We start from the raw sequence: 13,822 nt of genomic DNA, 5'->3' as shown, positions 1-13,822 counted from the left end.
TGTCGATCTCTGTACGGCGTTGACGGCGTTGACGGCGTTACGGAGGAACGGCACCACGGCCGTTACCGGCGGTGCTTGCGGCCGTCCGGTGATACGAGCCGCACGAGCCGTACGAGAGGCCCGGCCCGCCCGGCGTGGGACTAGCCTCCGACCCGGACCACCATCACACAGGCGTCGTCCTCGCGCGGCCCCTCGCCGAACTCCTCCAGCACCGACCGGACGCAGTCCTGCGCGTCGCGCGCGGCGGCCAGCCGCGGGGCGAGGGCCAGCAGGCGCTCCGTACCGCAGTCGTCCATGCCGGCGCCGGTCCGGGTCAGGCCGTCGGTGTGCAGCAGCAGCAGGTCGCCGGGCATCAGCCGCGTCTCGGCCTCCTCGTACGACGCACCGGTCGTCGCTCCGAGGAGCACTCCTTCCGGCCGGGCCAGCGTCCGTCCCCTGCCGTCGCGGAAGAGCAGCGGGGCGGGATGACCGGCCTGGGACCAGGCGAGGGTCTGGGTGGCCGGATCGTAACGGCAGCACAGCGCGCTGCCGAGGGCGGGCTGGGCGGAGGTCTCCAGGAGCTGGTTGAGGTGGCCCATCAGGGCGCCGGGCCGGATCCCGGCCACCGCCATGCCACGCAACGCGCCCAGGAGCATCGCCATCGAGGAGGTCGCCGAGACACCGTGACCGGTCAGGTCGCCCACGGTCAGCAGCGCGTCCCCGTCCGGCAGCGCCAGCGCGTCGTACCAGTCGCCGCCGATCAGACCCGTGCTCGCGGCCGGCAGATAGTGACCGGCCACGTCGAGCGGGGCGGGGCCGTCGTGGGCGAACCGGAGGGAGCCCCGCCAGGGCGGCAGCACGGCCTCCTGGAGCTCGACGGCGACCCGGCGCTCGGTGTGCTCGATGTGCTGGTGGCGCTGGAGGCTGTCCCGGCTCTCGCGGACCGCCCGCTCGCTGCGGCGCAGCTCGCTGACGTCCCTTAAGACGGCCCACATGGAAGCGGTGCAGCCGTCGGCGTCGAGGACCGGCTCGCCCGTCATGTGGACCGTGCGGACCCGTCCGTCGGTGCGGACGATCCGGAACTCGCCGTCGATCGGCTTCCCGTCGATCAGGCAGTCCGTCACCATCGCCTGGAGCAGGGGCTGGTCCTCGGCGAACACCATCGACGGCAGCTCGTCGAGCGACATCGGACCGCTCTCCCGCGGGCGGCCGAAGATCTGGAACAGCTCCTCCGACCAGTGCACGTCGTCGGTGAGCAGGTCCCACTCGGCGCTGCCGACCCGGGAGAGCAGCGAACCGGTCAGCCGGGGAGCGGGATCGGGCTCGGCATAGGCCGCCGGCGAGTCCTGCGGCGCCGGAGCGTCCGCCAGGTCCGCGGGGAGCCCGGCCTTCAGCTGCCCCAAGTGGGCGCGCAGGTCGTCCAGCTGGTGCACGGCCAGGTCGCACAGGGCGCGCTGCCAGCGGACCTGCGGGTCGTCCTCGTCCGTGACGGCGTCCCTGCGTACCGCGTCCACCTCGCCGCGCAGACGGCGTGTCTGCGAGATGAGTGCGTCCACCGCGCCGGGCTCGGGCGGTTGGGCGGGACGGTCCGCGAAGAGAGGGGACGGCATGTCGTACTCCGATGCAGGCGACGTGGCGCGGCCAAGTCTGGAAAGTGAAGCCCGGCTACGACTTTGGCACAGCCCGGTTCACCTCGTAAGCCATTTGGCAACACTCGATACGGTGGTGCTTCTGACATATGCCAAAGGCCCACATGAGGACCAGTGGACATTCGGCCACACGGCCACGGGTTACGGTGCTGCTGTGCTGAGCGACGAGGTGAACTCAATGGGTACGGCGCTACTGCTGGCCGCGGCACCGGCCGGACGAGGACGTGCCATGGACGCGGCGTCGGTGCTGCCCGCGCTCGCGGCGGTACCGGCCGGGGCGCTCACCGGTACGGACATGGCCACGGTCGTCGAACTGGCGGACCCGCTCGACCCGCAGGCCGTCCTCACCCGGCTCCGCGCCGTCGCGGCGGCCCCGGGCCCGCTGGCCCTGTACCTCGCGGGGCAGCTCCAGCTCGACCGGCGCCAACGGCTGCCGCACCTCGCGCTCGCCCGCAGCACGCCGACGACCCTGCGCTACACGGGACTTCCCTGGCACTGGCTCGCCACGGAACTCGCACCGCGCCGGCCCGGCACGACCACCGTCGTCGCCGACCTGGCGGCCGACCCCGAGCTGTGGCAGCGGCTCGCCGCCGACCCGGGCGCGCTCGGCCTCGGCCCGGCCGTCCCGCTGTTCGCCCGCCTTGTCCCCTTCCCCCGCCGGGGCGCCCTCACCACTCCCGACTACCTCCGCCACTTCGCCACCCTCTGGCGCACCGGCGCCCGCCCCCCACTGCCTCTGCTCCACGCGGAGGCGGCCGCGGCGGCCGCGCAGTCGGCCCCCCAGACGCAGGCGATCCTCCTGTCCCCGCCCGCCCCCCAGCCATCCCCCGCCACCCCACCCCATCCGTCGCCCCCCTCGCCCCCCGCCGCCTCCGTCCTTCCGCTGGAGTCCCCGCCCACCCGCCGCCTGGGCACCGCGCCGCCGCCCCGCGCGCTGGGCGAAACGCCGGTGCCGGTCGGTTCGCCGGGGGCGACGGGGGCGATCGGCGCGCCGGTGGGTACGAGGCCGGATCCGCGCGCAGCCGGGGGCGCCGTCGAGGCGGTGCTGGAAGGCGCGGTGCGGCCGGCGACGCCGGCAGCGCGGCCTGGCGGGGGCGCCGTTGAGGCGGAGGCCGAACACGTGGTGCCGCCGGCGCACGCTGCCGGGCGTGCCGTTGAGGCGGTGGCCGAACACGTGGTGCCGCCGGCGCACGCTGCCGGGCGTGCCGTTGAGGCGGTGGCCGAACACGCGGTACGACCGGCGTCGTCGGCGCAGCCTGCAGGGCGCGCCGTCGAGCCGGGAGCGGTTGCCGAAATCGGCCCTGCCGACGGGCCGGTTGTGGTGAGCGCCGAAACGCCGGTCCGCGAAGCGCCGCTGAAGGCGGAGGGAGAGCCGGTTGCGGCGGATTCCGTCGCTGCGGCGGGCATCGACGACGGGCCGCGGCATGCTGCCGACGGCGCGGACGCGCCGTCACCGACGGGGGCGTCCGCGGCGGACGCTGCCGTGGGGTCGGAGCCGGTTGCGGGGACCTCTGTCGCTGCGGAGGGTGTTCCGCCGAGTGGCCACGACGGCCCGCCGCCCGTGGCCGCCGGCAGCGACGCGCCGTCACCGAACGAGCTTCGTGGCCAGGCCGCGAAGTCCGTTCCGGCGAACGTGGCCGAGCCCGACGGACCGACGGGCACGGCGCCCGCTCGGCACGCAACGGGGTCGGCTTCGCCGACGGACGGGCTGACGACGACCGCGGCCGGGCCTGGCGCTGACCGCTCCTCGGGGACCGGTCCGGCACTCGTCACGCGCGACACGCCGGTGTCCGGCGCTGGCGGGAAGCCCGCGGACCTCCCGGCCGACCGGGCGGTCGAGGACGCACCGGCCCCTCCTTCGGGAGCACCGGGGCGCGGACCCGCCGAGGCGGCCGCTTCGGCGGCTGCCGAGCCGCGGCCCGCCGCCCCGTCCGCGACGGGTGCGGAGGTCGTGCGCCCGCGGCCCGACGAGGCGACCGGTGTGTCGGCGTCGTCGACCGCCGCCCCCTCCAGGCCCGACCCCGCCGGGGCCGCGGGCGCCGTCGCGCCCCGCGAGGTGGTCCGGGCGGGTGCGCTCCAGGCCGCGCCGCGTGGCGCCGGTGACGGGACGTCGGTCCCTGGATCCCGCCGCACGTCGACCCAGTCGGACAGGGGCACTGCCCCCGTCGCGCCCGCGCCCACGCCCTCGCGCAACGCCGCTGCCTCCGCCGCGCCCCGCGCGGTCGGCCGAGCGGAAGCACCCCAGGCCGCGCCGCGTGGCGCGAGCGAGAGTCCGGTGTCCGCAGGATCCGGGCCGTCGCCGTCGCCGTCGGGGAGCGGCACGGGGCCCGTCGCGCCCGCGCCGACACCGCCGGGCAGCAGCACCGCCCCCGCCGCGCCCCCCGAGGTGCCCACCGGCTCCAGCCCGGCGCTGTCCGGCAACGCTACCGCTCCCGGCGCACCCGCCCCGATCCCGCCGCGCCCCACCCACGCGCCCGGGGTGCCGCAGCCTGGGGTGCCACAGCTTGAGGCGTCGCGGCACGCGGCGGAACTGGATCCGCATCCGGCGATTCTCGCGGCGGCGATGGCCGGGCGGCATGGAGAGGCGGCGGCGATGGCCGCCGCCTGGGAGAGCGATGCGCTGCGGCGGTACGGTCCGCGGTCCGGGGAGGCCGTGCACTGGGTGGAGGTGCGGGCGGATCTGGCGCGGCTCGCCGGGGAGCCGGCGCGGAGCTGCGAGTTGTGGATCGCCGCCGCGCAGGCACGGCTGGGGATGCGGCAGGGGCCGGACGAGCCGGACGTCGAGGGCGCGGTGGACCGGGCCCACCACCAGTGGGAGCAGATCAAGGACCCGGCCCGGGCCCGGGCACTCGGACCCGCGCTCGTCGAACTGCGCCGCACCGTGCCCGGCCGCCACGCCGGCGCCCTCGCCGCGCTCCAGCGCAGGATGGGCGGATGAACTCCCTCGCCACCGCCCAGCGCTCCCTCCGCGACCCGGCCGTCCGCCACCCCCTGTGGCCGCCGCTCACGGCCGGCGACCCCGCCACGTCCACCGACGCCGTCGCGTACCCGCTGGACATCGACTACGACTACGACCGCGTCCCGCACGACCTGTTCACCCGCCCCGCCGCCCACGGCCTGGAACGCTGGGCGCCGCTGCTCCCGCCGCTCGCCGCACCGGGGCTCGGCGAGGGCGACACGCCGTTGGTGCGGCTCGCCGACGGAGTGTGGATCAAGGACGAGTCCCGCAACCCGACCTGGAGCCACAAGGACCGCCTGAACCGGGTCGCGGTGAGTGCCGCCGTGGCGTCCGGCGCGCGCGGGATCGTGGTGTCGTCCTCGGGCAACCACGGCGCGTCGGCCGCCGCCTACGCGGCTCGCGCGGGGCTGCCCTGCGTCGTCTTCACGTCACCCTTCGCACCGCCGGCCGTCGCCTCCCACGTGCGTGCCTACGGGGCGACCGTGCTGACCGTCCCGCACGAGTCCGTACGGCCGTTGATGCGCAGGATCGTCGACGAGCTCGGCTACCAGCCGGTCAGCAGCGTGACCGACACCGCGCACACCGGCCACCCCTTCGGCCCCGAGGGGTACAAGACCATCGCGTACGAGATCGCCCTCACCCTCGGGCAGGCTCCGTCCGCCGTCCATCTGCCCACCGGCTACGGCGAGTTGCTGTACGGCGTCGCCAAGGGCTTCCTGGAGCTGGCCCGGCTGGGTGTCACCGGTTTCGTCCCCCGGGTGTACGCGACCGAGCCGGCCGCGGCGGGCGCGCTCACCCGGGCCATGCGCACCGGCGCCGACACGGCGCGGGTCCCCGTCGGGCCGACGGCCGCGTACGCCATCGACTGCGCGATCAGCGGCTATCGCGGGGTCGTCGCCCTGCGCGAGACGGGAGGTGCGGCCCGAACCGTGACGGACCGCCAGATGGCTGACGCCCAGGCGGAGTTGGCCGCACAGGGCCTGTGGTGCGAGCTGTCCTCGGCGGCCGGACTCGCGGGCCTGCGCGCCCATGGCCCGGCCGACGAGGACGGGCCCGTGGTGTGCGTGGCCACGTCCAGCGGCTACAAGGACGAGGACACCGCCCGCGCGACGTACCAGCCCGTAGAGCTGGAGTGGGCGGAGGTGAAGGCCCTCCTCGCGGAGGTCTGAGGTCTGAGGCCTGAGGTCCCAGGCCTGCCCCACCCGCCTCCCGGCCCCGGGACTCAGGCCATGGTGAAGTAGGGGAGAGGGCCGGCCGGTTGCCCTCCCGCACCTCCGCCGCCAGGAGCCGGCGCCCGCCTGCGCCGCGGATCCCCCGCACCTCCGCCGCTACGAGGCGGCGCCCGCCTCCGCCTCCGCCTCGGCCTGGGCCTCCTCGTAGGACTGCGTCGCGCCCTCGGACAGCCTCACCACACGCAGTCCGAAGCGGTACGAGCCGATGGCCTCCGCGATGGGGACGAACAGCAGGCTGAAGTGCTCCTGGCCGCGGGCCGTGGCGATGCCGCCCAGGTCGAGGACCGCGTCCGAGGACCAGCCCAGGTCATGGAGCAGGCCCCGGACGGTGTCCTTGGCGGCCGGGTCGTCGCCGGAGAGGAAGACGTGGCTGGGACCCTCCAGGGAGTCGGGGGCGATCATGACGAGGCGGTCGACGGTGCAGAGGGTCTTGACGACGGGGGTCTCGGGGAAGGCGCGCTGGAGTTCCTCGCCGAGGCTCTCGCCCGGGTGGGAGAGGTCCCCGTCGTCGGTGAACCCGACGGCGACGTCGAGCAGCACCTTGCCCGCGAGGGCCGGTGCGCCCACGGAGGTGAGGAGGGCGAGGGAGGCCGTGCCGGGGGTCGCGTTGACCACCACGTCGGCGGAGGCGACCGCCGCCTCCGTCGAGACGACGGGGACCTTCCCGCCGTGTGAGGCCGTCTCGTCCGGCTTGCGCGAGCCGAGGACCACCGCGTGTCCCGCCGCGCTCCACGCACCGGCGAGCGCGCGACCGACATGACCTGTTCCCAGGATTCCGATTCTCATGGGCCCGACGCTAGGCGGGCCGCCCTCCGGCCACCTCGGCCGGTGGGCGGGGGCCCGGTCCATCATGGGGCGTAGTCCCTCGGCCCGAGTCGATCCGCGACCACCTGACATCATCGGCGTATGGCCTCGACCACGCCGACCGCCGCCACCCGTTCGACCGCCCGCACCCTCCCGACGGCCCCGGCCGCGCCGACCACCCCGGCCGCGCCGACCGGACCGACCGCCCCGCTCGTCACCGAGCGGCTCGTGCTGCGTCCCGTACGCACCCGGGACATCCCGGCCGTGACCCGCCTGTGGACCGACCCGGAGGTACGGCGTCATCTGGGCGGCCCCGTCGTCGAGTCCGTCATCCGCATCCGGCAGCGGAGGATCGCCGGCGCGCCCGGCGTCCACGCCGTGGAGCGGATCTCCGACGGCGCGCTGCTCGGCCTCGTCACCATGGAGGAAGACGCGCGGAACGGGGAGACGGAGGTCTCGTACCAGTTCCTGCCCGAACACTGGGGGCACGGGTACGCCCGCGAGGCCGTCGCCGCGGCCGTCGAGAGGGCCCTGGAGGACGTGCCGGCCGTCGTCGCGGTCACCCAGGAGGCGAACCTCCGCTCGCGCCGCCTCCTGGAGGCCGTCGGCATGAGCCACGCCGAGTCCTTCGTGGAGTGGGACGCGCACCAGGTGCTGTACCGGCGGCGCGGGCACCGCCCCTGACATTCCCAGTGTCCGGTTCACGGCCCGGCCCTCGGCTCCCCGCCCAGGTCCCGGCCGGGCGCCTCCTGGCCCTGGCCCGCTCCCAGGCGCCCCCGTCCGGACGCTCCTGTCCGCCTGCCCCCGGGCGCCCCCGCCCGGGTCTCAGCGCTTCCGTTCGCCCGCCGCGAGGGCCGTCACCGCCCGTTCGAGCCGGGCCTGCCGGGTCTTCGCCGTACGTGCCTGCCACAGGCTCAGGATGATCAGGTACCGGTCCGTCTTCCCCAGCGCCTCGAAGGCCGCCGCGGCCCTCGGCCGGGCCGCGAGCGCCGCCGCCAGGTCGTCGGGCACCGTCGCGTCCTTCTGCGAGGGATACGCCTGCTGCCAGCGTCCGTCCGCCTGTGCCGCCCGCACCTCGGCGAGCCCCGGCTCCCGCATCCGGCCCGCCGCGAGGAGCGCCTCGACCTGGCGGACGTTGACCTGCGACCACAGGCTGCCGGGCCGGCGCGGGGTGATCTTCTGCACGTAGCAACGCTCGTCACGGGCCTTGCGCTTGCCGGTGATCCAGCCGAAGGCCAGGGTGGCGTCGAGGATCTCCTGCGCGGTGGGGGAGGGCAGGTCGGAGCCGCGCCGGCCGAGCAGCAGCCAGACGCCCGGCGTGTCAGCGTGGTGCTCCTCCAGCCAGGCCTCCAGCTCGCTGCCGTCGGCGAACCCCATGACGGCGAGTCCTTCGATCGTCTCCACCCGACACGTCCTTCCCGGCCGACCCACCCGATGCCTGTGATCACCCTAGAGGCAGCGGGTGGGCGCGCCGGCCCGGTCAGAGCCGGGCGTGGGTGGTGATGTCCGACTCGAACTGCTCGATCAGTTCGGGAGTCACGGTCGGCCGGCACTGGCCGATCGCGTCGAGGTAATCCGCCGTCGTCGCGCCGGGCGCGGCGCCGGACGGATCGGCGGCGCGGCCGCCGACCGCCACCAGGTCCCGTTCGAAGGAGTTCTGGGCGGCGATCCGCGCCGCGTGCTCGATGTCGGCGGGCGTGAACAGGTCGCTGGCGGCGACCAGCGCGTCCACGTCGACATCGGGCCGGGCGTCGGTGTAGCGGGACCAGATCGCGGCCCGCGCTCCCTTGTCCGGCGTACCGATCGGGATCAGGTAGTCGAAGCGCCCGGGCCGCAGGAACGCCGGGTCGAGGGAGCGGATGGAGTTGGTGGCGCAGACCAGGAGCCGTTCGTCCCGTTCCCGGAACCGGGGGATGAGCTTGAGCAGTTCGTTGGTCACCCCGTGCATGCCGCCGGGCTGCACCGGTTCGGCCCGTACGGGCGCGATCTCCTCGACCTCGTCGATGAAGACGAGCACCCGCTCGAGCTCGGCGATCCGCGCGAAGGCCGAGCGCAGGGCGGCCGCCAGATTGCCGCCGTCGGCGAGGCGGGACGGCAGGATCTCGACGAACGGCCAGCCGAGCCGGGAGGCGATCGCGCGGGCGAACGTGGTCTTGCCGGTGCCGGGCGGACCGAACAGACCGATGGCGCGCGGCGGCCGCACCCCGTGCCGTGCGGCGCGCTCGGGTTCCGCGAGGGGCAGCACGACACGCCGTTCGATCAGGTCCTTCTCGCGTTCCATGCCGGCGACCTTGGCCCACAGGTCGGTGGGCAGGACGCGCCCGCCGAGGTCGTCGAGGAGGCCCGCGGCCGGGCCGTGGAGCGGCTCGACCTTCTCGAAGTAGGCGACCGCCGGCTGCCGGGTGTATCCGGCGTTGAGCAGGCCCTCGCCGAGGAGTTCCTCCTCGGGCAGCACATAGGCGATCCGGGCGACCCGCGCGGCCACGAGGCGCCGCTCCAGTTCCACCAGCAGGGCGCTCGCCAGGCCCCGGCCGCGCCACGCCGACGAGATCGCGATCCGCATCACCCAGGCCCGCTCGCCGGCGACGCAGGCGAGCGCGGCGCCGATGGGGGCGCCCTGGTGGACGGCGACGACGGCCGGCTGCCGGGAGGTGAGGGCGCCGATGCATTCGGCCAGTGAGAAGACCGACTCCTGGCCGAGTCCGGCCGTGGTGTCGATCAGATGGACGACCGCGGCGAGATCGCTCTCGCGGTAGTCGTGGATGAGCCAGTTCACCGGTGGTACCGCCCCTCGTTCGTGCTGTCGCGCTCCGTTCCGGCGAGGCTAGGCGGGGCGAAGGGGGCCGGTCGTGTGCCGCCCTGCACAAGCGGGGTACGGCGATTGCGCCGTAGCGGCTCTATGCGGGCCGGGGGCCGGGGGCCGGGCCGCAGCCGCGGTCGGGAAAGCGGCCCCGACCCAGGCGGCCGGGATGCGGCATGAGCGAAGGCCCGGCAGGTGCGCGGCCCCGGCAGCGCGCGAGGCTCTGGCAGTGCGCGAGACTCTGGACGTGGGCGCGGCCGCGGCGGTGCGGGAGGCTCTGGCCGTGTGCGTGGCCGCGCCACGGCGCGCGGACCCAGCACTGCGCGGGGCCCCGTCAATGCGCGAAGCCCCCGGAAGGCGGACCTTCCGGGGGCTTCGCTGCGTGATGCGGTGCGGCTCCTCGGCGGAGCCGGTGCCCTGCCGGCGTACGGTCCGTCAGACGGACCCGCCGGCCGACCGTCAGTAGGCCGGGGCCAGCTTCGGGTTCGGGCCGTGCGCGTTCTGCGCCTGGTCGCCCTCGGAGCAGTAGAAGACCAGCAGGATGATGAAACCGACCAGCGGGATCAGACCGATGAGGATCCACCAGCCGCTGCGGCCGGTGTCGTGCAGGCGGCGCACGGAGAGCGCGAGGCTCGGGATGAGGACCGCGAGGACGTAGATCAGGCTGAGCAGCTGAATGCCGAGGGCCTGGTCAATGATCGACAGCACGATCGACACGATGATGTTGAACAGCTGGAACATCCAGAATTCCTTGCGGCGCGCCCGGCCGCTGAACACCGCGTACTTCTTGAACGCTTCGAGGTACCAGTTCACTTTGTCCCCCCAAGGACTGGGTTGAGAACGGGAGCCTGTCCCTGTGGAGCAAGGCTTACGCAGAACTTATGTGGCCGAAACGGCGTGGGTCAATTCGTTACCTGGTAGTGGCCGTTCGCAGACCTGGGCGGGACGAAAGTGAACGGCGTCGCCTCCTCGTGCGAGGGGGCGACGCCGCTTCCGGTGAGGATCGGACGGCTACGTCTTTCTCTTGCTCATCAGCAGGCCGCCTGCCGTGAGGGCGAAGAGGCAGACACAGGCGCCGGTGATGACGTTGCTGAGGATCGCGCCGGTACCGGCGTCCCGGGAGACCACCCACGGGGAGACGATCAGCCACACACCGAGCAGCAGGACCACGAAGTTCAGGTCCTGGGACCGCTCCGGAGCCATCGACATGCACAGGCCGAGGGCGGCGATGGTGATGCCGACGACCAGGTTGCTGATGGCGAGTTCCGGCTTCGCGGCGGAGAAGTGGACCGTCCACGCGGAGACCGCGGCGTAGATTCCGGCGAGGATCACCAGTTCCTCGACGGCCGCCACGCCCCGGGTCTGGAGCATGCGGGCATAACGGTCCCGCATTTCCGAGGCGTCGGGGTGTCCCCTGATATCACCGGGACGGTGAGAGACGTCGGCCATACGACTCGCCTCCTTCTGGCGTCTTGCACGTCTGACCGCTCTGGCGGCATCGGGTGCCGCTGTTTCATTGTGCTCTTATCTGGCCTTTATGTGTAGATGTGTCCGATAAGGGATCCCTACAGAAAACCCCCTCGGGTTATGCATGGAATCGCCAAATCCGCTGAGTGTTCAACAAAAGTTCAGGGAAGACGAGGCGCTTCTTGGCAAGATCAGGGACGCGCGTAGGGGCGGGTCATGATCTCCATGTTGTGGCCCGACGGATCGTCGAAGTAGGCCCCCCGGCCGCCGAAGAGGCGGTTGATCCGCCCCGGTTCGGTGTGGTGCGGATCCGCGTAGTACGTCACGCGCATCCGCTCCAGGCGGTCGATCATCGCGTCGAACTCCTCGTCGGGCACGAGGAACGCGTAGTGGCCGGGGGTGAAGGAGGGGTCCTCGGCGTCGTAGTAGTCGAGGGTGACGCCGTTGCCGGTGTCGACCGGCAGGAACGGCCCGAAGGGCGCACCGACCTCCAGGCCGAGCACCTCGGCCAGGAACTCGGCGGAGACCCGCTTGTCGCGGGCGTGGATGACGGTGTGATCGAGCTTGACGGCCACAGGGGGTCCTTTCGCGGGGCAGGCGCTGATGTCTTCCGGCTTCCCGTACGCACGACGGCGATACGGGGCGGACGACCGCGGCGGACCCCGCGCCCGGCGACCCGGGGCGCTCACGCCACGGCCGGGCGCCTCTCTCGATCACGGCTCACGGCCGACCCGGCAGTCATGTGATCAAGGTACCTCCGCCCGATCTTCTTCGGCAACGCGGTTCACGGTCACCCGTACGGGGCCCTGGGGACGGCGGCCCGGCCGGAGGGCGGGGTGGTCGGACGCGGCGGCCGGGCGGGGTGCGGTGGCCCCCTCGCGGCGTAGCCTGGAAGTGGACTCGGGGCCCGCACGTTCCACCGCCGGGAGGCGGACGACGATGACCGCAATCGTTTCCAGGAGCTTCGACTCGGCAGACGAGACGCGTCCCTTCGAGGACGGCAAGGGCAGGCTCGACCTGCTCAACACGGACAAGGGGGCGGTCGGCAGGGCCGTGTTCGAGCCCGGCTGGCGGTGGACGGAGCACGTGAAGCCCATCGCCGGCACCGACAGCTGCCAGGCGCACCACGTCGGATACGTCGTCAGCGGCCGGCTCCACGTGGTCATGGACGGCGGCGGAGAGGAAGGCGACCTCAACGCCGGCGACTTCTACGAGGTCCAGCCAGGACACGACGCCTGGGTGGTCGGAGAGGAACCCTGCGAACTCCTGGACTGGATGGGCTTCGGCGCCTACGCGGTGCCGCCGAATTCCTGACCGAGCGGAACGGATCCGAGCGGACGAGAACGGACCGGCCGAGAGCGGACCGACGGACCCGGGCCCGGGCCGGGGCGAGGCTGATCGGACCGGCCCGTCCTGGTCAGGCGTGCCCGAACCGCACTCCGTGCCACGGCACCCGGTCCGCGGGGAACGCGTCGGGTGACCGCTGCCCGAGTGTGCGCGGCGCAGCCTCCTCCACGATCGCGGCGGCGCCCTCCACCTCGCGCAACCAGGCGAGCAACGCGTCCCGCAGCCCGTCGGCGACATGCCGGTGCGAGGTCAGCCCGGCCAGGTTCTCCAGCTCGTACGGATCGGACCGGAGGTCGTACAACTCCGTCTCGCGGTAGCGGTCGGCCGCCTGCTCGTGCCAGGCGTCGGACCCGGGCGGCGCCGTCACCACGTACTTCCAGCGGTCCGTGCGCACCGCGCGGCCGATCACGTCCTCGCTGATCTGCGTGAACACCGAGGCCGGCCGGTCCGGTTCGTCGCCCCCGCCGACCAGCGGGCGCAGCGAGCGGCCGTGCACACCGTCCGGCACCTTCAGGCCGGCGGCGTCCAGCAGCGTCGGCATCAGGTCCACGGTGGACACCGGCCGGCGGATCCGGCCGCCGCCCCGGAAGCCGGGCCCTGTGAGCACGAACGGCACCCGCACCGACGCCTCGTGGGCCGAGCGCTTGTACTCGCCGTTGCGGGTACGGAAGTGGGAACCGTGGTCGGCGGTCCACGCCAGCACGGTGTCGTCCTCGATGCCCAGACTGCGCAGCGTGTCCCGAAGCCGGCCCACGCCCTCGTCCACCCGCTTGATCTGGCCCAGATACCCGCCGAGGTGGCGGTGCGCGCCGCCCTGGGCCGCGCCGGGACCGAGCGCGGCGAGATCCGGCGGCAGCCACCGCCCCTCGAAGCGCTCCCGGTATCCCTCCGGGGCCGGGTAGTCGTCGGTGGCGTTCTGGTGGTGCGGTTCCAGGAGCGACAGGAAGAGGAGGAAGGGGCGTTCGTGGTGGTCCGCGACGAAGCGGATCGCGGCGTCGATCAGCGCGTCCGAACGGTATCCGGGCAGCCGCACCGGCTCGCCCCGTTCGTCGTACACCACCGTCCGGTACGCGTCGGAGGTGAACTCGAGCCGGTCCGAGGCGAGCCAGTGCCTGTAGCCGCCCCGCCGCTCGGCGGGCACCGGCCCGTCGGGGTGCTCCTCGCCGGCCAGGTGCCACTTCCCGATGTAGCCGGTGACGTACCCGGCCGCCGCGAAGGCCCCGGCGAGCGTCGGGACTTCCGCTCGGAGCGGAAGTCCGTTGCGGAACACACCGGTCGCCGTCGGGAAGCGCCCGGTCTGCAGCGCGGCACGTGCGGGCGCGCACACCGGATTGGGGGTGATCGCCTGCTCGACCAGCGTGCCCTCGCGGGCCAGCCGGTCGAACTCGGGCGTCACACCGACCGGGTTGCCGTGGGCGCCCGTGGTGTCCCACCGCTGCTGGTCGGTGAGCACCACGATCACATGGGGCTGGGGCTGGGGACGGTGCTGGCCCGGGTGGGCGGGCTGGGTGACCGGCATGCGGATCCCTTCGGGGACGGGGCGCGGTGCGGGACAGGTTGGGCCGCGCGGACACGGTGGTGCGGG

12 protein-coding genes are annotated in these 13,822 nt (G+C 73.9%); 4 read left to right on the top strand and 8 right to left on the bottom strand.

What is annotated here, in order from left to right; translation table 11 throughout:
• Positions 1-140 precede the first annotated feature (140 nt).
• A complete protein-coding gene (locus tag ABTZ91_RS18995) occupies positions 141-1,589 on the bottom strand; it encodes a SpoIIE family protein phosphatase (protein ID WP_352078314.1) in 1,449 nt (482 codons plus the stop codon).
• A gap of 268 nt (positions 1,590-1,857) precedes the next feature.
• On the opposite strand from ABTZ91_RS18995, the gene ABTZ91_RS34160 reads away from it, so the two are divergent.
• Both ABTZ91_RS34160 and ABTZ91_RS18985 read left to right on the top strand, forming a co-directional pair.
• Positions 1,858-4,566, top strand: a complete 2,709-nt coding sequence (locus tag ABTZ91_RS34160) for a hypothetical protein (RefSeq protein ID WP_407077982.1) — start codon at positions 1,858-1,860, stop codon at positions 4,564-4,566.
• Positions 4,563-5,756: a pyridoxal-phosphate dependent enzyme gene (locus ABTZ91_RS18985; RefSeq protein ID WP_352078313.1), complete on the top strand. Its 1,194-nt coding sequence runs from the start codon at positions 4,563-4,565 to the stop codon at positions 5,754-5,756. Before ABTZ91_RS34160 ends, ABTZ91_RS18985 begins: the two co-directional genes overlap by 4 nt.
• A gap of 159 nt (positions 5,757-5,915) precedes the next feature.
• On the opposite strand, the gene ABTZ91_RS18980 is transcribed toward ABTZ91_RS18985, so the two are convergent.
• Complete coding sequence (locus ABTZ91_RS18980) at positions 5,916-6,605, bottom strand: NAD(P)-binding domain-containing protein (RefSeq protein ID WP_352078312.1); 690 nt, start codon at positions 6,603-6,605, stop codon at positions 5,916-5,918.
• 120 nt (positions 6,606-6,725) lie between these two features.
• Here ABTZ91_RS18980 and ABTZ91_RS18975 point away from each other — a divergent pair, with 120 nt between their 5' ends.
• Positions 6,726-7,307 (top strand): GNAT family N-acetyltransferase, encoded by a 582-nt coding sequence (locus tag ABTZ91_RS18975; RefSeq protein ID WP_352078311.1) that lies wholly within the window; start codon positions 6,726-6,728, stop codon positions 7,305-7,307.
• A 141-nt stretch (positions 7,308-7,448) separates the two neighbouring features.
• On the opposite strand, the gene ABTZ91_RS18970 is transcribed toward ABTZ91_RS18975, so the two are convergent.
• The 5 genes from ABTZ91_RS18970 to ABTZ91_RS18950 form a co-directional block, all read right to left on the bottom strand.
• The gene (locus tag ABTZ91_RS18970) at positions 7,449-8,027 is read right to left on the bottom strand and encodes a YdeI/OmpD-associated family protein (RefSeq protein WP_407077981.1); all 579 of its coding nucleotides are present in this window, start codon (positions 8,025-8,027) and stop codon (positions 7,449-7,451) included.
• 76 nt (positions 8,028-8,103) lie between these two features.
• The gene (locus ABTZ91_RS18965) at positions 8,104-9,399 is read right to left on the bottom strand and encodes a bifunctional GNAT family N-acetyltransferase/ATP-binding protein (RefSeq protein WP_345491445.1); all 1,296 of its coding nucleotides are present in this window, start codon (positions 9,397-9,399) and stop codon (positions 8,104-8,106) included.
• A gap of 483 nt (positions 9,400-9,882) precedes the next feature.
• On the bottom strand, positions 9,883-10,236 hold the full coding sequence (locus tag ABTZ91_RS18960) for a DUF805 domain-containing protein (RefSeq protein WP_352078310.1): 354 nt from the start codon (positions 10,234-10,236) through the stop codon (positions 9,883-9,885).
• 198 nt (positions 10,237-10,434) lie between these two features.
• Entirely contained in the window at positions 10,435-10,815 is a 381-nt protein-coding gene (locus ABTZ91_RS18955) for an SPW repeat protein (RefSeq protein ID WP_352078309.1), read from the bottom strand.
• A gap of 266 nt (positions 10,816-11,081) precedes the next feature.
• Positions 11,082-11,495: a VOC family protein gene (locus ABTZ91_RS18950; protein ID WP_407077985.1), complete on the bottom strand. Its 414-nt coding sequence runs from the start codon at positions 11,493-11,495 to the stop codon at positions 11,082-11,084.
• Positions 11,496-11,829: 334 nt separating this feature from the next.
• Here ABTZ91_RS18950 and ABTZ91_RS18945 point away from each other — a divergent pair, with 334 nt between their 5' ends.
• Positions 11,830-12,204 (top strand): cupin domain-containing protein, encoded by a 375-nt coding sequence (locus tag ABTZ91_RS18945; RefSeq protein WP_352078307.1) that lies wholly within the window; start codon positions 11,830-11,832, stop codon positions 12,202-12,204.
• A 103-nt stretch (positions 12,205-12,307) separates the two neighbouring features.
• On the opposite strand, the gene ABTZ91_RS18940 is transcribed toward ABTZ91_RS18945, so the two are convergent.
• Positions 12,308-13,756, bottom strand: coding sequence for a sulfatase-like hydrolase/transferase (locus ABTZ91_RS18940; RefSeq protein ID WP_352078306.1), 1,449 nt, complete (start codon positions 13,754-13,756; stop codon positions 12,308-12,310).
• Positions 13,757-13,822 lie beyond the last annotated feature (66 nt).

This window comes from Streptomyces sp. NPDC126499, from assembly GCF_040302485.1.
GTDB lineage: Bacteria > Actinomycetota > Actinomycetes > Streptomycetales > Streptomycetaceae > Streptomyces.
This window is presented reverse-complemented; position numbering and strand designations above follow the sequence as displayed.